Annotated in this window: 17 protein-coding genes, 1 tRNA gene and 2 pseudogenes; 4 read left to right on the forward strand and 16 right to left on the reverse strand. The window is 65.6% G+C overall.

The window, feature by feature from the left end:
• The 8 genes and pseudogenes from ALI144C_RS22710 to ALI144C_RS55670 form a co-directional block, all read right to left on the reverse strand.
• Positions 1-436 (reverse strand): annotated as a pseudogene (locus ALI144C_RS22710) (IS5 family transposase); the annotation flags it as partial.
• Between the two features lie 439 nt (positions 437-875).
• Positions 876-2,135, reverse strand: coding sequence for an MFS transporter (locus ALI144C_RS22715; RefSeq protein WP_076989175.1), 1,260 nt, complete (start codon positions 2,133-2,135; stop codon positions 876-878).
• Positions 2,132-3,784, reverse strand: a complete 1,653-nt coding sequence (locus tag ALI144C_RS22720) for a carbamoyltransferase C-terminal domain-containing protein (RefSeq protein ID WP_143230798.1) — start codon at positions 3,782-3,784, stop codon at positions 2,132-2,134. Before ALI144C_RS22720 ends, ALI144C_RS22715 begins: the two co-directional genes overlap by 4 nt.
• A 223-nt stretch (positions 3,785-4,007) precedes the next feature.
• Positions 4,008-4,976 carry a hypothetical protein gene (locus ALI144C_RS22725; protein WP_143230799.1) on the reverse strand — a complete coding sequence of 323 codons (969 nt, stop codon included), beginning with the start codon at positions 4,974-4,976 and terminating at the stop codon, positions 4,008-4,010.
• An 83-nt stretch (positions 4,977-5,059) separates the two neighbouring features.
• Positions 5,060-6,331 carry a cytochrome P450 gene (locus ALI144C_RS22730; protein WP_076989178.1) on the reverse strand — a complete coding sequence of 424 codons (1,272 nt, stop codon included), beginning with the start codon at positions 6,329-6,331 and terminating at the stop codon, positions 5,060-5,062.
• A gap of 589 nt (positions 6,332-6,920) precedes the next feature.
• On the reverse strand, positions 6,921-8,513 hold the full coding sequence (locus tag ALI144C_RS22735) for a helix-turn-helix domain-containing protein (protein ID WP_076989179.1): 1,593 nt from the start codon (positions 8,511-8,513) through the stop codon (positions 6,921-6,923).
• Positions 8,514-9,835: 1,322 nt separating this feature from the next.
• Entirely contained in the window at positions 9,836-10,135 is a 300-nt protein-coding gene (locus ALI144C_RS22740; RefSeq protein WP_076989180.1) for a hypothetical protein, read from the reverse strand.
• A 50-nt stretch (positions 10,136-10,185) separates the two neighbouring features.
• On the reverse strand, positions 10,186-10,413 hold the full coding sequence (locus ALI144C_RS55670) for a hypothetical protein (protein ID WP_076989181.1): 228 nt from the start codon (positions 10,411-10,413) through the stop codon (positions 10,186-10,188).
• 118 nt (positions 10,414-10,531) lie between these two features.
• Between ALI144C_RS55670 and ALI144C_RS22750 the strand changes: the two genes are divergently transcribed.
• On the forward strand, positions 10,532-11,260 hold the full coding sequence (locus ALI144C_RS22750; RefSeq protein ID WP_202819032.1) for an endonuclease domain-containing protein: 729 nt from the start codon (positions 10,532-10,534) through the stop codon (positions 11,258-11,260).
• 574 nt (positions 11,261-11,834) lie between these two features.
• Here the strand turns inward: ALI144C_RS22750 and ALI144C_RS22755 are convergent.
• The 4 genes and pseudogenes from ALI144C_RS22755 to ALI144C_RS22770 form a co-directional block, all read right to left on the reverse strand.
• Positions 11,835-12,020 (reverse strand): hypothetical protein, encoded by a 186-nt coding sequence (locus ALI144C_RS22755; RefSeq protein ID WP_076989183.1) that lies wholly within the window; start codon positions 12,018-12,020, stop codon positions 11,835-11,837.
• Between the two features lie 506 nt (positions 12,021-12,526).
• A pseudogene (locus ALI144C_RS22760) lies at positions 12,527-13,534 on the reverse strand (tyrosine-type recombinase/integrase); the annotation flags it as partial.
• Complete coding sequence (locus tag ALI144C_RS56400; RefSeq protein WP_193441216.1) at positions 13,531-13,872, reverse strand: AbrB/MazE/SpoVT family DNA-binding domain-containing protein; 342 nt, start codon at positions 13,870-13,872, stop codon at positions 13,531-13,533. The pseudogene ALI144C_RS22760 and the gene ALI144C_RS56400, both read right to left, overlap by 4 nt.
• A gap of 236 nt (positions 13,873-14,108) precedes the next feature.
• Positions 14,109-14,192, reverse strand: a tRNA-Leu gene (locus tag ALI144C_RS22770).
• Between the two features lie 95 nt (positions 14,193-14,287).
• Here ALI144C_RS22770 and ALI144C_RS22775 point away from each other — a divergent pair.
• Positions 14,288-15,634, forward strand: a complete 1,347-nt coding sequence (locus tag ALI144C_RS22775) for a M20/M25/M40 family metallo-hydrolase (RefSeq protein ID WP_237774267.1) — start codon at positions 14,288-14,290, stop codon at positions 15,632-15,634.
• Here ALI144C_RS22775 and ALI144C_RS22780 read toward each other — a convergent pair.
• Positions 15,631-16,326 (reverse strand): GntR family transcriptional regulator, encoded by a 696-nt coding sequence (locus tag ALI144C_RS22780; RefSeq protein WP_076989185.1) that lies wholly within the window; start codon positions 16,324-16,326, stop codon positions 15,631-15,633. The two genes, ALI144C_RS22775 and ALI144C_RS22780, sit on opposite strands and share 4 nt — an antisense overlap.
• Positions 16,327-16,467: 141 nt before the next feature.
• Between ALI144C_RS22780 and ALI144C_RS22785 the strand changes: the two genes are divergently transcribed.
• A complete protein-coding gene (locus ALI144C_RS22785; RefSeq protein ID WP_076989186.1) occupies positions 16,468-17,778 on the forward strand; it encodes an MFS transporter in 1,311 nt (436 codons plus the stop codon).
• Positions 17,779-17,859: 81 nt separating this feature from the next.
• Positions 17,860-18,693 carry an SCO6745 family protein gene (locus ALI144C_RS22790; protein ID WP_076989187.1) on the forward strand — a complete coding sequence of 278 codons (834 nt, stop codon included), beginning with the start codon at positions 17,860-17,862 and terminating at the stop codon, positions 18,691-18,693.
• A gap of 57 nt (positions 18,694-18,750) precedes the next feature.
• On the opposite strand, the gene ALI144C_RS22795 is transcribed toward ALI144C_RS22790, so the two are convergent.
• From ALI144C_RS22795 to ALI144C_RS22805, 3 genes are read right to left on the reverse strand one after another with little or no spacing between them, the layout of a single operon-like run.
• Entirely contained in the window at positions 18,751-19,932 is a 1,182-nt protein-coding gene (locus ALI144C_RS22795; protein ID WP_076989188.1) for an acyl-CoA dehydrogenase family protein, read from the reverse strand.
• Positions 19,932-20,777, reverse strand: a complete 846-nt coding sequence (locus ALI144C_RS22800) for a 3-hydroxyacyl-CoA dehydrogenase NAD-binding domain-containing protein (RefSeq protein ID WP_076989189.1) — start codon at positions 20,775-20,777, stop codon at positions 19,932-19,934. The genes ALI144C_RS22795 and ALI144C_RS22800 overlap by 1 nt, the downstream gene beginning before the upstream one ends.
• Positions 20,774-21,517 carry an acetoacetate decarboxylase gene (locus tag ALI144C_RS22805; protein WP_076989190.1) on the reverse strand — a complete coding sequence of 248 codons (744 nt, stop codon included), beginning with the start codon at positions 21,515-21,517 and terminating at the stop codon, positions 20,774-20,776. The genes ALI144C_RS22800 and ALI144C_RS22805 overlap by 4 nt, the downstream gene beginning before the upstream one ends.

Here is a 21,517-nt window from a genome sequence, read left to right on the forward strand (position 1 = left end):
AACGGGATCCCAGCGCAGTCGGTCAGCACGTGGATCTTCGATCCGGTCTTGCCGCGGTCGACTGGGTTCGTCCCGGTCATAGGTCCCCTTTTTTGGCCCTGACCGATGCTCCGTCCAGGACCGCCCGTGACCAGTCGATCAGGCCCTGGCTGCCCAACTCGTCCAGCACCGCGCGGTGCAACCGACGCCACAAACCGGCTTTGGTCCACTCGGTGAACCGACGATGTGCCGTGGGCACGGTGACCCCGAACGACAACGGCAACAGCCGCCAGGCGCAACCACTGGTCAACACGAACACGATCGCGGTGAACACCGCACGATCATCCACCGGCGCGGTCCCGCCGCCCTGCGGACGTACACCAAACCCTGGAATCAACGGCCGCGCCAACGCCCACAACTCATCCGGCACCAACCGCCGCGACAGATCATCCACCACCTGAATGATCATGACACACCATGATGAACCACGTGAGACACCCTCTTGACACATCACGAGATCAGCTTCGTGAAAGCGCGTAGCCTTGCCAGTGCCAGAGGCCCGGGACAAGCCTGCCGCGCGCGAACGGGTGAGCGTGCCGCAGGAGCGACGTCGTCGACGTACTCCGCGTCCACGATCGGATGGCACACAGCCGGTGACCGCACCGGCAGCGGTCAGGATCGTCGGCGGCCGTGCCGGTCCAGGCGTAGCTCGACCGGGCGAGGGCGTGGTGCAGGAACTCTCGCCATATCCGCTGTCGCGGCCGCTGGCTTCCAGGCCGAAATGAGCGGTGCCCGCCGAGGTGTCGACGAGCTGCGTGACCGGTGAGCCCGACCGCCGCGGCGGTGTATCGGCGGCCTCAGCTCCCACACTGAGCGCGTCGGCTGAATCTGCGGATTCAGTCCGCAGCCGAGTCGATGATACGGACGGATGGTAGCAGTGCCACGGCAACGCTGACGGCGATCGCCAGTCCCGCGAGCAGTGCCAGTCCGCCTGCAACGCCAAGGCCCGCCGCGAGTGGCGCCGCGAGAATCTCACCAGCCGCGATTCCCCCGAGCGACGCGAGCGCCGAGTAAGACCCAACCCGTCCGATCCGGTCGCTGGGCACCTTCCGCTGCAGGGTGACGCTTTGGACAGATGCCGCGACCTGGCCGATGACGCCGGCGACCAGCATGGCCATCGACATGGGCATGAGCAGCCCTGCTGTCGGCGGCTGGTTCGCTGCGCCGAACGCGAGCACACCGAGCGGAGCCGCCAGCGAACACCCCATAGCCGCCACGGCGGTGGACAGGCGGACTCGGTCCTTCATCAGTGTGAAGACCATGATCCCGGTGATACTGCCCGCGATCTGGAAAGCGTTGGCCAGCCCCAGGCCCGCGCGTCCGAAGGTGTCGTCGGCAACGATCAAGGCCAGGACTTGGATCCCGCAGGCGAAACACGACATGTAGACCCACGTCACGAGCACGCAACCCGCGATCCACCGTGACGCGAGTACGTGAGTGAGTCCTTCCCTCAAAGAACGCCACATCCCGCTGCTGCTGTCCGTGGTGGTCGGAGGTTCGGGCAAGCACGCGTACATGATCCCGGCGAACAGAAACGTTCCTGCGTCGATCATCAGCGTCGTCGCCGGCCCGAAAGTCGCGATCAGCACGCCGCCGATACCCGTTCCGGTGAGCAATGCCATATCCATGCCGAACCTCGCGAAAGCGCCCGCGTCACGCAACTGCTGATCAGGGACGACAAGGCGGAGCAACGCGTCGCTGGCAGGTCCGGCCAACGCCGCTGAGGATCCGTTGACGACCGACAACGCGAGCAGCAACGGCAGAGTCGCGTGACCGGACAGGAAGACCCACGCGCACACGAACTGGCTGACCGCTGACACGAAAGCCGACCACATCATGACGCGTCTGCGGATCGACCTGTCCGCGAGTGCTCCGCCGAATAGCACGAGCAGTAGGTTCGGCACGGAACGCGCCACGATCACTGCACTGAGGCTCGCTACTCCGCCAATCGCGTCCAGCACCGCGAAACCGAGGGCCATGGGAGCCATCGCGTTGCCGAACCACGAAAGCGTACGCGCAGACCACAGAACCATGAACGGGCGATTCGTGAATAATGGCCGCCATCTGCGCGCGAAGGTGGAGCCGAGGGCAGTCATCCGAAGGCGTGGTTAGGCTGGACTTGGTACGGCCGCACTTCTCGTGCCGAGGACCGGTGGGTAACCAGTGCGTCACCAAGCACCATGAAGTCCAACGACTGGCGGCTGAAGCAGTTCAGGGCGTCCGCAGCGGAGTTCACGATCGGTTCGCCCGGTCCGTTGAAGGAGGTGTTGATGAGGATCGGGGGCAGCCCGCCGGCCTCGAGCTCTGCGAGGATGCCCGCGAGAGCCGGGGCCAGCGATTTGTCGACGACTTGCGGCCGGGTGGAGCCGTCCATGTGAGTGGCGGCGGGCAGGAGTTCGCGTCCGAGCCCGGATGTCGCGGTATTACCGACCATGTAGCGTTCGCGGGCTGGTTGACGTGCCCAGAGCCTATCCGCGTAGTGCGGCAACGCAGCAGGTGCGAGAGGGCGCCATGGCTCACGCCCTTTGAGCGAGTTCACTACCTTCGCCATCTCGGTCGGTCTCGGCAGCGCGATGATGGACCTGTTCCCGAGGGCTCGGGGCCCCACCTCCGCGCGTCCGGTTGCCAGCGCGCCGATTCCCCCGGCCAGCAGCAGTTGCGCCACGTCCGGCGGTGTGAAGTCGCTGATGACCAGGTTCCTGCTGGCCAACTCGGCGGAGGAGGGCACCGGCCCTGGTTCGGGGCCGAGGTAAGGGGAGTGTTCAACCCTGCCATGCGCTGGTGGCGTCACGATCCAGGCCGCACCGAGCGCGACTCCGGCGTCGTGCGGCCACGGCGGGATGAACACTGGCTCCGGCAACCGACCGTTGGCCACCGAGTTGAGCGCCACGCCGCCGGCGACGCACAGGTTCTGCTCACCTGAGAGGCACACGGCGTCTGTGTACAGCTGGCGATACACCTCTTCCACCGTGCGCTGCGCGGACGCGGCCAGCATCGTCGCAATCTGGTCGTCGCACAGTTGATCGCGATCCTTTGTGATGGAGGTGAACGTGCGCCCGAAGTACTCCTCCCACCGGTGAAGAAGCTCCACATAGGCCATGTTGTCCTGCAGGGCGGCAAGTGGACGGCTGGTACCGGGGAGCAGGTCACCGAGCGGGAACACCTCGCTGTGCCTGCCCGGCGAATACGGGGCCAGCCCCATGGTCTTCCCGCACTCCAGCGTGCTGAAACCAAGAGTGGTCGTGGCTGCCTCGTACATCGCGCCAATCGAGTAGCTCGTCGGCCAGGACCGGAGAAGGTGCGGGCCGTGCTGCTGCCTGTCCATGCGGAAAATCGAGATGGACTGACGTTCTCCGCTGCCGTCGACCACAAGCACGCCCGCACTGTCGAACCCCGACGCGTAGAAGGCCGACGCCGCGTGCGCGACGTGGTGTTGCACGAACTCCACCGGGAGAGGGCTGGTTGCCGCGTCGTCGCCGAACAGCGCGCACAACAGCTCACGGCGGGTGTTGTCGGTCCAGTGGACTACGGCCGGGATGTCCCAGCCGACCGTCAGGACATCCAGATCTCGCCAGTGTATTCCCGCGAGGTCGAGGCAATAACGGGCCGCGTTCACCGGGTAGCTGTTCCTGGCGTGCTTTTGCCTGGTGAACCGCTCCTCCTCGGCCATTGCCAGTACCTGTCCGTCCATGACCAGTGCCGCGCAGGGGTCGTGCCATTTCCAGTTGATGCCAAGGGTGAACACGGTGTCTCCCCGAGGTTTCGTGCGGATGATGCCGGGTTGGCGTGTGTGGAGGAACGGCGTGGTGGAGGAACAGTCCTGTCGCTCCACCACGCTGCGGACATCGCGTTAACTAGTGCGCGCAGGTCCACGTGTAGCGTCCGCCCATGCGGAGCGTGCGGCGGATCTTCCTCAGTACGGTTCTTGCCATTGCAGGTTCACCTCCCCTCGGGAGCCGTCGGTGGATTCACCTGACGAGACCGATCGCCAGTGCGGCGATCTTGCTGGGATCGGCCCAGGAAAGGCCGAGGTCGTTGACGTCGCGAAGGTCGTTCGAAGCGGCTACGTCGTCGGCGAATGCGCGATCGACGTCGTCGTCGACGCATCTGTGCACTGCCACGTTCAAGCCCGCGAGGTAGTTCATTCGCGCGTGTGCCAGCCAGTCCGCCCGCGATGTGTAGGCGATGGTCGGGGTTCCGGCGCGCAACGATTCCAGCGCCACCGTCCCGGCGCAGGCGAGAACGAGGTCGGCGGCCTTTGCCAGCAGACGCGTGTGGTTGGTGAAGAGGATCCACTTCACCTCACCGGCTGAGGTGGCGTCAGACCAATTGGCTGGCTTCTCACCAACTACGACGAGGAGCGAGTCGGAGCGGGATCCGGTCCGCCAGTGATCGACCGCCTCCTGGAGCATCCGCAAGCGGATCGCGCCCTTGCTTGTGTGCGGTGATCCGTGAAGCAGGACTGTGATCGTCGCGTCGGCAGGCAGGCCGAGTGCGGCTCGTGCCTGGAGCCGCGTGCAGGTCTCGACCGCGACCAACGGACCGAGGAAGTCGACATGCGGCGCGATCTCGGGCGGTGTCGGATGCAACGAGTACCAGTCCGGGACCGCGAAACGCATCTGCGACTGTCCGATCGCACCGCGGATGAAGCGGAAGTAACGGGATGTGGCGAAGGTGCAGGCCATGAACAGGCAGGGCAGTTCCATCTCGACGCAGAGCGCGGGTACGTAGAACAGCTCGTCGACGATGACAAGATCGATGCTGTCGGCGCGCCGGGCCAGCATGCGGGCGACCTTGCGGCGCGTCGACCACGAATGGTCGTTGTCGTCTGTCCACTTCGCGTCGATGTGCCCTACGCCAGACCTGCGGAGGTATTCGCCTCCGCTGCCACCAGTCACCAGTTCTGTTGTCGCGGGTGCCGTGGTTATGCCTCGCATCGACTCGAGGACGTGCGTCGCTCGAACTGCGTGGCCGTAACCGAACCCGCGACAAAGATACGCAACTCGATTCGCCAAGTCCTTCACCCCAGCTTGGTGATACCGGCCTCGAAATGCCGAGGGACCAACAGGGTTCGCACGTCCGGCGTCGCGTCCAGTTCCACGGTCGTCAACCTGTGTGCACGCAGGAACACGATGAGCATCGTGACAATCTCGATCATCCCGAGGTGCGACCCGATGCACACGCGAGGGCCTGCTCCGAACGGGAGGAAGATGCCTTTGCGCATGCCGTTGGCCTCGAGCCAGCGCCGCGGCTCGAACGAGTCGGCCATGTCCCATTCTTTAGCGTCACGATGTATGCTGAACAGGATTATGTTGATCGTGGTTTCTGGTGCCACCGTCAAATCCGGCAGCCGGATTTCCGAACCGGCCACGCGGGCTATCAGCCAGGCGGGCGGGTACAACCGGAGCACTTCGTACACCATCGCGGTGATGATTGGCGCGTCCTCGAGGATGTTCGACGTGATCGGCGCGCCGATTGCTTCCTTTCTCGCCATGGCCGCGAATTCGTCGTCGCGCTCGAGCATCGCCAGCGACCACGAAAGCGCCGCGCCAGGTACTCCGAACGAGGCGAGCAAGCAGACTTGTACCGCGTCTACGACCTGCTTGCGGCTGGCACCCGTGCCGTTGGCTATCGCATCGAGCAGATTTTCGGACTCGGTCTTCCCGGAACCCTGGCGGTTGGTGACAATCTCGTCGACGCGGGCCCGCAGCGCACGGGATCGCCTGCGCTGCCTGCGTACTCGTGGCAGCGGCAGCCATCCTGGCAGAACCTGTGAACTGTTCATGATCGGCAGGTTGGCGTGCACGGATGTCCGGACCATCTCGGCGACCTGGGACCCGTGCCTGCCGAACGTGAGTTCGGCCATGACCTGCCCGGACGCCATTTTCAGCACTTCTGTCACGTCCACTCGACTGCCTTCGACGGTGCGCAGGTACGAGGCAAACGCTTCCTCGACCGCAGTGGCGTGCTCGGCCGCGCGGCGGCGTTTCATGTGCTGGAGCGCGTTGTGCCTGGCGGGCATCCAGTCACTCGTGTACTGCTTGGCGGCGTCCAGCGGGCACCTGGCGGCATACAGGTCAGGGTTGACGAAGTTCGTCCGATTGGTGTCGGCGAGGATCTTCTTCGCACTCGGCCCGTCTGTGATGACGACTTCGTAGTCGTCCAGGCGAAAATTCTTGCCGTCGGCCTTCCGGCGTTTCTGGATGTAGCCGAGGCGGTCACGGTCGTATGCTTGAATTTCCTTGCGATATGCCAACAGTGCGCGGAGCTCGTCCCGAGCGCTTCGTAACATCGACCGCTCCTGTGAGTGCCGTTCGCGAGAATGTGCGGATATCGGACGCGTCAGGTCCGGTCACGGAACAAAGCGACTGCTGCCGGCCGGTGAGCGCAGCCCGATCCTGACGAAAAATCTCGTGGCAACCATGCCAAGCGGGCGTTGACGGCGCAAGGACTTCGGGCGCGGTCGCTGTCCCGAGATGCACGGACCCGTGTCAAGCAGGCATTTCTCGCTGGCGTGGGACATGGCCTACCGATTCGGGGCGCCTGCGGCTTGGGGAAGTCGCTGGCTTTGCCCGGCACTGCGAGTCAGCTCGCGCGGCATCTCACGAGGCCAAAGATTGACGCGCGCCAAGTTATTCCGATCTTGGTCGGAAACCGGCAAACACACGCGCTACGAGCGGCCCGAAGCAATCCAGTCGGTCAGGTTCCCTCGATACCGCGATCGATTAGTTCGCAAACTGGCCAGGGAGTCGTGCCGGGGCACGTGCAAACGACTTCGAACATTCACAACTCTGGATGTGACAGTCAAAGCTTTGTGGCGCTAGCGTTTTAACGCTTTGTGGCGCATGCCCACGTTGGGTTCTGTGTTCGACGGAATGAGCTTAGGGCTGGCGGTGCATGATGAGCACTGGGGTTTCGGTGATGTGAACGGTGTCGCCAGGGTGTAGGGGTCTGCTGGTTCCGTCGAGGTGCCGTACTTCGTCGGCGTGTGGGCCAGCGGTGGTGGTCGCGGAGCCGCCGTGCGTCCAGCGGATCACCAGCGACCGGTGGTCTGCGGTGGTGAACTGACATTGCCACACGTTGCCCGGTAGGTTGATCGCCACGCCTTGACCGCAGGAGTGGCTCATGGTGTGCGACAGCCAGCGCTGCAGTTCCTCGACGGCGAGCGCGGCTTGAGTGGGCGGACCGCCGACTGCTTGGAGCGCGATCGGCAGTCGCTCGCCGCCGCCCCAGTTGTAGAAGTACGTGCGCGCGAGTCCGAAGTTGCTGCCGTAGAGCGCGACGAGGTAGAAGCGCGTCGCGTAGTCGACGGCGCGTTGCTGGTCGAGAGGTTCTTCCCGCACGTACTCATAGGTGACGCCGGTGTTCCACAGCGGTGGGTGCACACCGGCGTCATGCATCGCGTGGTCGACCTGCTGCAGCAGGTCGAGCATGGTCTCCGGGGGGTCAAGTACTTGTCGCTGATGCAGATTCAGGCCGGCGATGTCGCAATGGTCGTAACCTCGGAGCTCGGCGAACCGGCGCAGCATCCGCCGGCCTTCGTCAGTCCACAACCCGGTGATTGAGGGACAGACCACGACAGCCTTGGGGTCCGTTGCCTTGATGACACGGCTGGCGCGACGCGTCATCTCGACCAGCGTCTCTGTCGAACCGGTGTAGTAGCGCGCGTCGTTGGCGTGCACCCACACCTCGTACGCCTCGATCCGGTCCCGATACCGAGACACGAGTGCGCGGACGAAGTCGTCCCAGACCGTGAGGTCGTCGGGTGGCGCGCTGCGTGATCCGTCGCTGTACGGGGCCTTGGGCCCGTGGGGTGCCGCCCATGCTGGTGTTCCGCCGAAGACGAGCGTCGCCGGAAGACCGGCCTGCTGCGCCCCGGCCACCAGGCGATCCAGGACGGTCCATTCGTACGCACCCGGTTGCGGCTGCAGGCTGGCCCACCGGGTTCCGCTGTCCCAAAACCGCACACTGCCGACCCGGAAGGCCGGCATCGAACCACTCCGTGAGGATGCCGTGACGCCGAACAACTTCGGGTCGACCGGAGTTTCTTTTTGCCAGGAGGGACCGTCGATGTGTTGCGGGACGCCAAGGTGCTGGGTGTACGGAACGCTGGCCGCTGCCACCGCCAAAGCTATGACAAGCAAAGCCGCAGCGGTTCTGAGAAGGCGCTGCGGACGTCTCTTTTTCCCTGAAACGGGTACCGGGTCCGCGACTGGCAGCGCCGTGTCCGGGTCGGTGGCCAGGCGCCACTGTCGCAGCAGCTCGATCAGTTCTTTATCTGTCGCCGAGCACGCTGTGGCGATTCTGACGACAGCGTCATAATCCGGCGGGACCGTTTTCCCGGTGCAGTATCGATGCAGAGTGGAACTGCTCATATGCGTTTTGCGGCCAAGATCGGAATAACTCAATCCGCTCCGGTTCTTCATCTCGGCGAGATGTCTCGCAAGCTCGCTGCCCGTGTCGGACACAACCATCGACCTCCCCAGTCGTTCGGTGCCGCGAGCCAGCATGACAGCAGGCGTCCCAAGCCCCTGTAAAATACCTGCTCAACACGGGTTTGTGCATGTCGGGACGGCGAACGGACCGACACCCCTTGCCACCCCCGTCATCCATTCGACATGGTTGTCCTGCCCCTCACGCCCTCAACTGTGCTTGCAGCAATCCTGCAGCAAATCACACGATCGGCCGCACATCCTGGCGCTGGGTAGGCACACGTCCGTAACTGGACCGAATCAGGAAGGCACGATGCACATGCGCACGACCAAGACCGTCGTAGTCAGTGGGGTTGCCGCACTTATCGCTTTCAGTGCTGCGGGAACGGCCGCTAGTGCGGAACAAGCGAGTGACGTAGAAATCCAGCACTACCCGTGTGGCAGCTCCCGTCCGCCGAACCGGGACACTCAGGGTTCCAATGGCGTATGGCCGAAAGCGATCAGGGACCTGGCCCCGCAGAGCGGCTCGGCATACTCGTGTTCCGATCTTGCCACCATCTACCACGGCGACCGGCTGGACTACTACTGCTGGACCGTGGGCTCCGACAATGCAATCTGGACGTACGTGTCCGCATTCGATCGGGGCACAGCAGGGTGGGTTCTCGACAACAAACTCTCCCCGACGAGTCAAGGTAGCGCGAACTGTCCAACCTGACGTGACGGAGCGCTCGCCCAGCCTGTGAGGAAGCGGCACGTTCTTCCAGATACGTTGACCGCGTCGATGTCGGAGCGACGCGGCCGGGATTGACTCCGTCGGTGCGGACGAACTCTTGAGCCGCGTCCTTCTCTCGGTGCCACCTCACGTGAGCGAACATCGGGGGTCTCCGTCCCAGACGGTGCGGTTTGATGTACCGAGACTGGGGCCGAGCGCGTGCAATCTGGACCCGTTGGATGAGATTGGCCAGATTGCACGGGAAGGAGTTCCCCCCTTTTCATGGACAGGGAAAGAAGCTGTGAGGTGTTGTCACGGCTGCATAAGACCGTGGGCTCGCCCCCTCGCAAAGAGATAGTCATTGAGACAGAGAAGGAGGGGCTGCCCATCAGTGCGCCGTTTGAGTGAGAACAGGGTTCTGAGACAGGTTTCGGCCCCGCCGATGCCTCTGTGGCTACCTCGGTGCGGTGTTCTCAACGTCACCCCGTGCCAGCCCCACCAGGGGTCAAAGAAGACCATTACAGGTAGGCACCACACCCATGACCAGAACAGCACCGTGACAGCGAGATAGCACGGCACCGGCGGCGCCACGATCAGCACGCCGACCACCGGGTCGAACAGCAGCCACAACAGCTCCCGCCACGTGGCGCGGTCACCGAGCAACCACTTGATCCGCTGGTACCGGACAATCCCCTTCGGCGATGCGGACAGGGTAGGTGAAGGTAATCGACGCCGTTTCCCGTGGCTGGCGGCGGATGTTCACGGTCGCGGGCGGCACGTCGGGAACGGCCAGCGGGTTGTGTCCGGGGTTGCGCGGCGGCCTCTGCGCGATCTTGTCGGCGTAGTAGGCGCGGACACCGTCGCTGTGGTGCTCGACGCTCCAGATGAACGCCCGGCGGACCGTGGCGGTGAACGTCTGGCTGAGCAGGTCACGGGCCTCGGCGATGAGCACGCACCGAATCGTATCGGCGAGGCGAACGGTGCCACCTCGGTGGCAGGGAGCTATCTGGGCGCGGTGGTGTCCAGGACACGTTCGACGGCGTCCAGTGGCCAGGGCCGTCCGCGTGTTGGTCCTGGTGGCGCGGCCCGTTCCTGCTCCGTGCAGATCCACACCACCATGGTCTTCGCGCCCCGCTGGATGCCACTGATCGCGGTCCGCTCGATGACCTCACCGTCGGCAGTGCGCAGGGCAAGCCAGCGGCCCGGTTCGATACGGGGCTGCTCGGTCATCAGAGTTGATCTCGATTCCTTGTCGGGCTTGGGGTTTGGTCCATCAGAATATGTCAGACCCTTCTGTCATCGTGGAATGCGGTGCGGTGTACCTGAGTTCAGCATCGTCGACGGGCGCGTGCAGACCGCGCCCGGAGTAGCGCTGGTCTGGCTGCCACGCGATGGACAGGTCATCGCGAAAATCCCCGCTCGAAAAGGCAATCGTCGATGGCTGCATGAGTCGGTCCGGATCCGTTCTCCGCATCTGGATAAGGACAGCGGCAAGTGGACTTTGCCACGCAACTGCCTGACCAAGCTGGTGACCGCGGCGATCGACCGGTACGGCTACATCGTGGTCTGCCGGGACATGTCCCGGCTCTCGAAGCGCACCAGGACGTGTCTGGAGGCAGCGGGATCAGACTGCGATTGCTCCTGCCTGGGCGCCTACCACGGCGCGGACTCCTTCGGCTGGTTCGAACGGGTTGGGGACGTGATGGTCGCCGATCTCGGCGAAGTCAAACGAACTGCCATTCTCTACAGCGCCAAGGCAAACAACACCGACCCCGTCATCTACGACGGCCAACTGAGCGGCCTGGACTACCGCGCCGACCGCGCAGGCCGCCATGGGTGGCCCCTGGCGATCCAGTTCATGTGCGCGTGCTGCATGAGCGCGCGAGCTCGCGTGTGGGATCACTGCCACGCGCACGGGTTCGTCCGTGCACCGCTGTGCAACACCTGCAACACCCGCCACTGGCGCGGGTGGCAACCCCAGCACGGGCGCGCCACACCCAGCAGCAACCTCGACACCAGCTACTACGCCTGGTGCCCGTGGCACAACGACACAGAGGTAGAGCCGTGCAGCGCGTAACCGGCCACATCCCGTGCCGAACCACGCCGCGCGACATCGCTGCCACCGCAGTCTCGCAGGAATATTCCAGCGCCTGCTTCCGGCGCTCTCACGTGGGCCGGGTTGAGGCCATGCTCGAGGTCGCACTCGAGGTCAGGTCAACTCCGGTGCGTTCGGGAACATCTTCGCCGCTGACCCGATACCGGCGATGGACGGTCAGTTCCGCCGCCCGTCCAACCGGTTGATCGCCTCGTTCACTGGGTCTCGGCGTCCGCCCGGCGAGGGTGGGGAACGCCGCGCCTGGTCCGCGACCCACTGATCCCGCCGCGCCCGCGCGTCGGCAGTCAACCCCGCCGGCTCCGGCGCGTCTCGGGCTGCCGACAGAATCCGCTGACCAGCACCGACTTGTCCTGGTTGTCCCTGAGCGGCCACGCTAACGTTGATCGTTTCCCGGTGTGGCCGGGTACCCGGCCACACCGGGAAACGAGCCGCGCGATGTCGCCGCCGTGAAGTCGATGTCGTAGGGGCGGCCCCGTGCGTGTGCGCGAGGGTTGGCGCTGGTCCGATCAGCCCTCGCACGTCCGATGACGGGGTGTTAGTCGTGGTCTGCGTCGTCGGCGTCGTGAAGCACGACGTCGCCGTGTTGTTCCGAGTAGATCCAACATCGGCGGGACCGCTGGTGGGCCCACGCGATCGAGTCGTCCCTGTTGCCGGTGAACTCGCCGAGTACGGAGGCCGGGCCTTGCCAGGTCGCCCGCCAGCTTCCATCACGCATCTTCATCACGACTGCTGAGTCTTGATGCTCAGGACTCGGGGGGCCAGGAGGCTGAGGCGGCTGCGCTCCGGACCTGGTGAGGTAGTCGCGATATCGCGGTGATGGAGTATCTGTCAACGACGCCAGCCTCCGCCGTCCGAGTTCGCAGGGACCTGACGTACGTCATAGTACCGGTAAATTTGTTTGTCGTCTGTCTGTGTACAGGTGCTCTTGACGTACAGGTACCAGTACCCGGGATAGCCCTCTGCTTCGAACGAGAATTGGTGGACCAGACTGTGATCCCACATCGTGTTGTCGTAGGCTTTGTAGCCGTTCGGGCCCCAGGAGTGACTGGCGTTGGCGGGAATACTGCCGATGGGACCGTAGATACTCCACTTACCTTCTATCGCGTCACCTTCCACACCTGGCGCGGAATTCAGCAGGTCTCCAGTGAACACGACATTCTTAGTCGCTCGCGTATTGACGTACCGCACCGGGTTGCTCACACTCTGGGCGCCTTGTAGCTGAATGTCTGGCACGTAGGTGAGTGCGGCGAGGGCGGCGGCGATTTCGGCGAGGGTGGCGCGGACGTAGGTCGCGGTGGCGCCGGGCTCGGTGCCGCTGTCGGTGTGTCCGGCGAACGCGTGGGCGACGGCGTAGCCGAAGTTGCGTTCGACCCAGGTGAGGGTGGTGTGGCGGAGCCAGTGGGTGGAGATTTGTTGGATACGGACCCAGGGCAGGTGTTGGCCGATGCGCAGCCAGAGGTGGTCATAGCGGCGGCTGGTGATCGGGTGGCCGTTGCGGTACCGCAGCAGCTGTCCGTTGTGAGGTGCGTGGCGCTCGTCGGCGTGGTGCACCAGGTAGGTCATGAGGGTGGGTGATACCGGTTGCCAGCGTACGGTTTCGCCCTTTTCGCGCAGGAAGATCAGGCACTGGTCCGGGTCGAGGTCTTGGGGTCGCAGGGCGAGGGCTCCGCCCCGGCGACACGCGGTCTCGGTGTGTAGCCGCAACAACAGCGTGTCCAGTGCGGGGTCGTTGCCCGTGGTGGCCGCTGCCGTGTTGATCTCGGCCAGGCGGGTGTCGGCGACCGCGCGGCGAGTGGAAGGAAGACGGCGTGGTTTGTCGACCTTGCGGGCTGGGTTGTCGGTCTTGGTGATGAGGTTGTCGTCTTCGGCGTGTCGGTAGACGCAGCGTAGGGCGGCGATGAGGTGTTCGGCGGCGCTGCGTCCGCCGCGGGAGTTGCGTCGGGCCACCACGTTGGCTTTGACGTCTTCGACCAGGGCGCGGATCTCGGAGGGGGTGGGTTCGTCCAGGCGGCGGTCGCCCCACCGGTCGGTGATGCGGTTCCAGTAGGAGCCGTAAACCCGCCGGGTGCCTGCGGTGACCGCAGCGGACACGGTGGGGATGTATTCGGCGAACGTGGGCGCCGGTGGCCGGGTGTCGGGTTGGGTGAGCAGGTCCTGCGGGGACAGGCCCATCCCGGCCAAGACGAGCTTCGCGGCGTCCAGCGCGGCCGTCTTGTCGGGGTGCGAGGTCGTCATCGTGACTCACCACCCTCACCTGAGGCGCTGCTGCGGATGGCCTGATGGACCGTGCCGAGCGGGTACACCGTCAGCAGATCTTCATCCGGGGTGGCGGCCAGCAACACCCGATCGCCTGTGGACAGTCCGCACCGTGTGCGCAGGACGGCGGGAATGGTGAGGTAGGGCTTGTGGCCGAAGGCGATCATGCCGGTCGGGTCACGGCGGGCGATGACCACGCCGGGGGTGCCGGTGAGGGTGAGGCGGTCACCGATCTGCCAGCCCAGCGCCTCGGTCACTGCTCGGTCGGAGATCCGGCCGGAGGAGTCGATCCGGCCCATGCCGTAAATCACATCCACCGGTGCCGCCACGGGCGGGGCCGGAGGGACAGCCAACGGCAACGTCTTCGCTCGACCTGCCCCGGCAGGGGCCGACGATCGAGACGGAGACGTGCTTGTTGACCATGGAATGACGGGAGCCACGACTCGGTCGATCATGGCTGCCCCCACATCGTGGGGGTGATCCAGCTTCGTGCGCGGTCACCGTGAAGGTGTTCAAGTACCTTGCGCTGCTGGGGAAATATCACGTACTGCGGTGTCCGAGGGGGGACTTGAACCCCCACGCCCGTTAAGGGCACTAGCACCTCAAGCTAGCGCGTCTGCCATTCCGCCACCCGGACTTGCTCTCTTCTGTTGTGGCAACAGCTTAGCGGATGGTTGATGATCATCCCAAATCGGGGGGTGGGTTCGGTGAAATCAGTGATAGGAAGGCCTTGTGACTGAGCAGCTGCCACCCACCGCCCGTCAGGTTCCGGACACCTCCTTCGCTGAGGAGGAGGCCGTTCTCCTCACCTCTGAGCTCATCCGGATCGACACCACCAACACCGGTGATCCGGACACCCTCGTGGGGGAGCGGGCTGCCGCTGAGTATGTCGCGGAGAAGCTGGCTGAGGTTGGGTACGAGACCACCTACGTCGAGTCGGGGGCTCCTGGGCGGGGCAATGTTGTCGCGCGGTTGGCCGGTAGTGATCCTGGTCGTGGGGCGTTGCTGGTGCACGGGCATCTTGATGTTGTTCCCGCGGATGCTTCCGAGTGGTCTGTTCACCCGTTCTCCGGTGCCGTTCAGGACGGCTACGTGTGGGGCCGGGGTGCCGTGGACATGAAGGACATGGTTGGGATGAGCCTTGCGCTTGCCCGGCGTTTCAAGCGGGATGGCATCGTGCCCAAGCGGGACATCATCTTCGCCTTCCTCGCCGATGAGGAGGCCGGCGGGCACTTCGGCGCCCAGTGGCTGGTGGAGAACCGGCCCGAGCTCTTCGAGGGCGCCACCGAGGCCATCTCCGAGGTCGGGGGCTTCTCGATCACCGTCAAGGACGGTGTGCGGGCCTATCTCATCGAGACCGCCGAGAAGGGCATCGCCTGGATGACCCTGCGGGCCCGGGGGCGGGCTGGGCACGGGTCGATGATCCATGACGACAACGCTGTTACCAAGCTCACGCAGGCCGTGACCAGGCTGGGGACCCATCGGTTCCCCATCGTGCTGACCGACTCCGTTCGTGACTTCCTCCACGGCATCAGTGACATCACCGGGCTCGCTGTCGACGAGGACGATCTCGAGGGCACCGTCGCCAAGCTCGGCAACATCTCCCGGATGATCGGTGCCACCCTCCGCGACACGGCCAACCCGACCATGCTCAAGGCCGGTTACAAGGCCAACGTCATCCCGTCGATTGCCGAGGCCACTGTGGACTGCCGGGTTCTTCCCGGTCGTCAGGAGGCCTTCGAGCGGGAGCTCGACGAGATCCTCGGTCCGGACATCGAGCGGGAGTGGACCGGCCTTCCCGCCGTCGAGACGACCTTCGACGGTGCTCTCGTCGACCACATGACCTCGTCGATCCTCGCCGAGGACCCCGCCGCGAAGGCTCTCCCGTACATGTTGTCCGGTGGGACGGATGCCAAGTCGTTCGCTCAGCTGGGGATTCGGTGCTTCGGGTACGCCCCGCTTCAGCTCCCCGCCGACCTGGACTTCTCCGCGCTCTTCCACGGCGTCGACGAGCGGGTGCCGGTGGACGCCCTCAAGTTCGGCACGCGGGTGCTCGACCGGTTCCTGCGCGACTGCTAGCTGTGCTTGGCCGACTCCCAGGCCAGGAATGCGTCGATCGTCGCGGTCCTGTGGGTCCGCGCTCGGTGTTCGATCCATTCCTGGCCTGCGCCGGTCCGGATCAGGTCGAGCAGTTGGTCGTGTTCGGCGACGGAGGCTTCCGCGCGGCCCGGCACGAACGAGAACGTCGAATCACGGATCGTGGCGAGCCTCGACCAGCCTTTTTGGACCAGGTCGATCAGCGTCGGGTTCGGGCACGGCAGGTAGAGCGTCTCGTGGAACTCGTGGTTGAGCTGGGTGAAGGCGACCGGATCGAACGTGCTCAGCAGTGCCCGCAGGCGGTCGTTGACGTCGGTGGCGTGCGCGATCGCGTCCGCGGTCAGGTGTGGCGCCGCCAGCGCTGTCGCCGCGCCTTCGACGATCGCCAGCATCTGCATGGTGTGCTGGTACTCCAGCGGGTCGATCGCCGCCACTGTCGCGCCGATGTTGCGTTCGAAGTGGACGAGGCCTTCGGCCTGCAGCAGGCGGATCGCTTCACGGACCGGTACCGGGCTGACGTCGAACTCCTTGGCCAGCGCGCCGAGCACCAGGCGGTGGCCGGGGCTGTAGGTGCCGTCCGCGATCCGGGACCGGATGGCCTGGTAGGTCCTCTGGGCCTTGCTCAGCCCGTCCGTGGCCTGGTCGGATATCGCCAGCTCTTCGCCCGAAACCATATATGAAAAGGTACACCATTCGGTAAAGATTTCGCAGCTACTAGCCGATATATCCCCCAGGGGTCGGACAATGTCGTACCTGAACGGGTGTGACTGTATACGATCCTGGGTCGGTTTTCCTCCAGCGCACGGGGAGTCGCGATGATGCGATTGACCAAGCACGTCGACGCCGAGCACCGCCGGGTCGTCCTGGCGGCCATGGTGGGTACGACGATCGAGTGGTTCGACTTCTTCATCTACGCCATCTGCGCGGGCCTGGTCTTCGCCTCGCAGTACTTCGCCGCACTGGGCAAGGACGCGCTGCTGCTGTCGTTCGCCACCATCGGCATCAGCTTCTTCTTCCGCCCCGTCGGCGCCATCATCGCAGGCCACTTAGGCGACAGGATCGGCAGACGCGCCATGCTGATCCTGACGTTGCTGCTGATGGGCGTGTCGACTGTGCTGATCGGCCTCGTGCCCACCACCGCGTCGATCGGTGTGGCCGCCCCGATCATCCTGGTGCTTCTGCGGATCCTGCAGGGCCTGTCCGCCGGCGGTGAGTGGGGCGGGGCGGCGCTGCTCGCCGTCGAGCACGCGCCGGCCGAGCGCCGTGGCCTCTACGGCGCGTTCCCGCAGATCGGTGTTCCCATCGGGTTGCTGCTGGCCAACGGTGTGCTCGCGCTGGTCGCCGGGCTGACCACGGCCGAGCAGTTCCTCGCGTGGGGCTGGCGGATCCCGTTCCTGGCCAGTGTCGTGCTGATCGTCGTCGGCATGTTCATCCGCACCAGGGTTTCCGAAAGCCCGGTCTTCGAGGAGGTACGGCAGTCGCGCGCCCAGTCCAGCGTGCCGATCGTGCCACTGTTTCGAAACCACTGGCCGCTGGTGATCGGGGGCGCGTTGATGTTCGCGGCCAACAACGCCGTCGGTTACATGACCACAGGTGGGTACGTCCAATCGTATGCGACCCGCGCGCTGCACCTGGATCGCTCGACCGTGTTGATCGCGGTGATGATCTCGGCGCTGGGGTGGCTGGTGAGCACGCTGGTCGGCGGCTGGCTGTCGGACCGCTACGGCCGTATCCGGGTCTACCAGGTCGGGTTCGTCATCCAACTGGCGTGGATGTTCCCGTTCTTCGCCCTGATCAACACCGGCAACGTCGGGTTGTTGATCCTCGCGCTGCTGCTGTTCTCCGTGGGACTCGGTTTGACGTACGGACCGCAGGCCGCGTTCTACGCGGAGTTGTACCCGACCAGGGTCCGGTACAGCGGCGCTGCGATTTCGTACGCCCTCGGCGCGGTCCTCGGTGGAGCGTTCGCGCCGACCATCGCCGAAGCTTTGCAGACAAGCACAGGGACGGTGTACGCGGTCGGTGTGTACCTCGCGGTCGTGACGCTCGTCGGCCTGGTCACGACCCTGTTCGTGAAGGAACCGCGCGGTGTTCCCCTGAGTGATCCGGTGGCGAAGGCTCAGTAGTGATGTCGGATCCTGCGTGCGCCGTTCGTGGTGTGGGTGAGCGGCCGCCGCGAGGGCGCCGCCAGGAACACAGGGGATGAGATGTCGCACCCGCAACCCGTAGCCCGCCGCATGTACGACCTGGTCGAGCCGATCGGCATGGTGCCCTACTTTGCCGACGAGTCGGACGAGGCCCTGATTGCGCTGGGCCTGCGTAACCAGTGGGACGCCTACTTCGCCGGACGGGCCGCGCCGTTCGGCCGGGCGGTGCCCGCCGAGGTGGTCCACGCGGTCTTCTACAACTTCGCCCCAGGCGAGGTGGCACGCCACCTCCCGCGGGTCTGGGCCCTGACCACGCCCGAGGCGGCGCTGGCCGCCCGCGAGCGGGGCTGCGTCGCGGGGATGCGGCGGATCCTCGGTGAACTCGCCGACGCCCCCGGTGTCGCGCGCGCCAGCGACCTCCTGGTGAGGGCGGCGACCAGCGCGCCTATGGAGGGACGCGCCCTCTACGCCGCCCTGCGTGCGCTTCCCGTACCGCAGGAGCCTGTGGCCCGGCTGTGGCACGCGGCCACCTTGCTGCGCGAACACCGCGGCGACGGCCACACCGTCGCGTTGGTGGCCGAGGGTGTCGGCGGGACGGAGGCACACGTGTTGCACGCGCTGTCCGTGGACATGCCCGCCGAGCAGTTCGGCCGGGTCCACCATCTGCCTGCCGCGCAGCTGACCGCGGTCATCGACGGGATGCGTGCCCGTGGTCTTGTCGGGACCGACGGCTGGCTGACCGCCGCCGGTCGGGCCACGAAGGAACGAGTCGAGGCGCTGACCGACCGGCTCGCCGAGGCACCGTACAACGCACTGAGCCCCAGCGAACTCGATCGCCTCGTCGCCGACCTCGAGCCGATCTCAGTCGCCCTCCGGGCGGTGTTCCCGTGGTAGCGGCTGGTGCCGCGAAACAGCGGACCTGGCCGCGCGGGCCAGGTCCGAGGGTTCTGGTCAGACGAACGCGCTTTCGCCGGTGATGGCCTTGCCGACGATGAGGGTGTTCATCTCACGGGTGCCTTCGAAGGAGTAGATCGCTTCGGCGTCGGTGAAGAACCGGGCGATGTCGTGCTCCAGGAGGATTCCGTTGCCGCCGAAGATCTCGCGGGCGCGGGCGACCACGTCCCGCATCCGGGAGGTGACGAACGCCTTGGCCAGCGACGAGTGTTCGTCGCGGAAGACCCCGGCGTCCTGCAGCCGGGCCAGTTGCACGAGCATGCCCCACGAGGCGGTGATGTCGCCGAGGCTCTTCACCAGCAGGTCCTGGACCAGTTGGAACTTCGCGATCGGGCGGCCGAACTGCTTGCGTTGCTTGGCGTAGTCCAGGGCGAGTTCGTACGCGCCGATCATCACGCCCAGGGCTTGCCAGGCGACGCCGCCGCGGGTGGCGCGCAGGATCTCCGCCACGTCGCGGAACGAGTCGATGTTCTGCAGGCGGTTGGCCTCCGGCACGTGGACGTCGGTCAGGGTGATCTCGGCGTTCTCCACGATTCGGAAGGCCACTTTGCCCTCGATCTTCACCGGGTCGAACCCGGGCGTGCCTTTCTCGACGACGAAGCCCTTCACGTGGTTGTCGTCCACGTCCCTGGCCCAGACCACGACGTAGTCGGCGAAGGTGGCGTTGCCGATCCACTTCTTGGCGCCATTGAGAATCCACGTGTCACCGTCGCGCTTTGCGGTGGTACGCATGCCGCCCGCGACGTCGGAGCCGCCGAGCGGCTCGGTCATCGCGAACGCGCCGATCTTGTCCATCGCCGCCATCGACGGGAGCCAGCGGTCGCGCTGTTGCTGGCTGCCGCCGGAGTGGATCGAGTACATCGCGAGTCCGTTGTGGACGCCGAAGAACGTCGCCACCGACGCGTCCGTGCGGCTCATCTCCATGGCCATCATGCCGGTCAGCAGGTGGCTGACGGCAGGCTGGTGCTCGCCGTAGCCCTCGTACGGCAGGCCCGTCAGGCCGCTCGCGCGGAACTTGGCGATCAGTTCCTTCGGGAACTCGCCCTTGGCCCAGTACTCGTTGACCAGCGGCTTGATCTCGTCACGCATGAAGGTGCGGGTCCGCAGCAGGATCTTTCGTTCGTCGTCGGACAACAGCGCTTCGTAGTCGTAGAAGTCGGCGATCAGTTGGTCGTCCATCAGTTCTGCTCCAATGCGGACATCACGGCCTGCTGCCTGCGGTCGCGGGTTTCGGTGAGTTCTTCGTACGTGGCGGCTCCGTAGGCCCTCTCGACCGCCTCGATCAGCGGTTCGGGGTCGGTCGACGGTTCGCCGAGGTCGATCTCGCGCATCGACGCGCCGATGTGCTCCATCAGGTGCCGGTAACCGCCGGGGCCGCCACCCAGGTGGGAGGCGAGGAACGGGCCGGTCGCGGCCCACCGGATGCCCAGCGAGTTCATCACGACCGCGTCCAGGTCCTCCGGCGTGACCACGCCTTGCTCGACCAGGAAGATCGCCTCACGGCTCAACGCGCTCTGCAGGCGGTTGCCGACGAACCCCGGGATCTCCTTGCGTTCCACGACCGGCGTGCGGCCGACCGACCGGTAGAAGGCCACGGCCGCCTGGACCGATTCCTCGCTCGTGCGCCGACCGGGCACGACCTCGACCAGGGGCAGCACGTGCGGCGGGTTGAACGGGTGGCCGATCAGGATTCGGCTCGCGTCCTCGATGTCCTCGGTGAACGCCGACGACGGGATCGCCGAAGACGAGCTCAGCAGCAGCGCGTGTGCGGGAGCCAGGCGCACGAGCGTCGTGAACAGGTCCTTTTTGAACTCCAGGCTCTCCGGGCCGTTCTCCTGCACCACGTCCGCGCCCCGCACAGCGTCGGCGACGGACGCGGCGATCTGGACGTCACCGGGGATGTCCGCGACGGCTTCGGCGAGGTCCGGGCGCGGGTCGCTGACCCGGACGGTCATTCCATAGGACGCGAACAGGCGAGCCCACGACAGGCCGATGGTGCCCGCGCCGATCACTGCGACGATCATGACGCCTCCTTGAGGTAGTCGAAGACCGGCTTGACTCCGGCGAGCGTCAGGTCGGTACGGATGTGGCTGGCGGACACGACCTCCAGCACCGGCAGATCCGCCATTGGGGCCAGGACGTGCTGGAACAGCTGAAGCCGCGCCGGGCCGGTGTAGGCCTCCTTGACGACGACGTCGGTGATCTCGGTCCGCACCAGCTCCTGCACGCGGGGCGTGCCGTCGTAGCCGGGGATGGTCTTGAGCATGAACGTCGGCACGGTGATCTGCGCTTCGGCGTCACCGGCGTCCAGCGCGTGGTGCTTGTATCCCATGGTCGCGGTGGCCACGCGCAGCGTGCCGTAGTCCACTGTGCCGACCAGGGCGCCGCTGTCGACGTACAGCCGTGGCTGGCCCATGACCTTCGGATACGCGCTGACCTCACGCCCGGACGCCGTCGCCGGGAAGTTGTCCAGGTACATCGCGTGCAGGTATTCGCCGTGCTCGCCGTCGAAGACGACTTGGAGCGCTTGACCCGCCTCGGTGTACGGGCCGTATCCGGTGACGTCTCCCATCTTCATGACCTCGAACCGCACCAACGGCTCGTCGATCTCGAGTGGCTCCGGCACGACCGCGCGCAACGCGTCAGGATCGGTGCGGTACACGATGTTGAGGTACTCGCGGTCGGTGAACCGGGGTACGACCGGAGCGAACGCGGGGCTGGTCAGCGGCGTGGTCGGGTGCTGCCGTACATCCTGGATCTTCAT

This window comes from Actinosynnema sp. ALI-1.44 (assembly GCF_001984155.1).
Classification (GTDB): Bacteria; Actinomycetota; Actinomycetes; order Mycobacteriales; family Pseudonocardiaceae; genus Kibdelosporangium.

Bases quoted from the DNA above. Each gene is read 5' to 3' on its own strand.
- ALI144C_RS22715 (WP_076989175.1), bottom strand. From the start codon at position 2,135: ATGACTGCCCTCGGCTCCACCTTCGCGCGCAGATGGCGGCCATTATTC.
- ALI144C_RS22725 (WP_143230799.1), bottom strand. From the start codon at position 4,976: ATGCGAGGCATAACCACGGCACCCGCGACAACAGAACTGGTGACTGGT.
- ALI144C_RS22730 (WP_076989178.1), bottom strand. From the start codon at position 6,331: ATGTTACGAAGCGCTCGGGACGAGCTCCGCGCACTGTTGGCATATCGC.
- ALI144C_RS22735 (WP_076989179.1), bottom strand. From the start codon at position 8,513: ATGGTTGTGTCCGACACGGGCAGCGAGCTTGCGAGACATCTCGCCGAG.
- ALI144C_RS55670 (WP_076989181.1), bottom strand. From the start codon at position 10,413: ATGACCGAGCAGCCCCGTATCGAACCGGGCCGCTGGCTTGCCCTGCGC.
- ALI144C_RS22755 (WP_076989183.1), bottom strand. From the start codon at position 12,020: ATGAAGATGCGTGATGGAAGCTGGCGGGCGACCTGGCAAGGCCCGGCC.
- ALI144C_RS22780 (WP_076989185.1), bottom strand. From the start codon at position 16,326: ATGGTTTCGGGCGAAGAGCTGGCGATATCCGACCAGGCCACGGACGGG.
- ALI144C_RS22785 (WP_076989186.1), top strand. From the start codon at position 16,468: ATGATGCGATTGACCAAGCACGTCGACGCCGAGCACCGCCGGGTCGTC.
- ALI144C_RS22790 (WP_076989187.1), top strand. From the start codon at position 17,860: ATGTCGCACCCGCAACCCGTAGCCCGCCGCATGTACGACCTGGTCGAG.
- ALI144C_RS22795 (WP_076989188.1), bottom strand. From the start codon at position 19,932: ATGGACGACCAACTGATCGCCGACTTCTACGACTACGAAGCGCTGTTG.
- ALI144C_RS22800 (WP_076989189.1), bottom strand. From the start codon at position 20,777: ATGATCGTCGCAGTGATCGGCGCGGGCACCATCGGCCTGTCGTGGGCT.
- ALI144C_RS22805 (WP_076989190.1), bottom strand. From the start codon at position 21,517: ATGAAGATCCAGGATGTACGGCAGCACCCGACCACGCCGCTGACCAGC.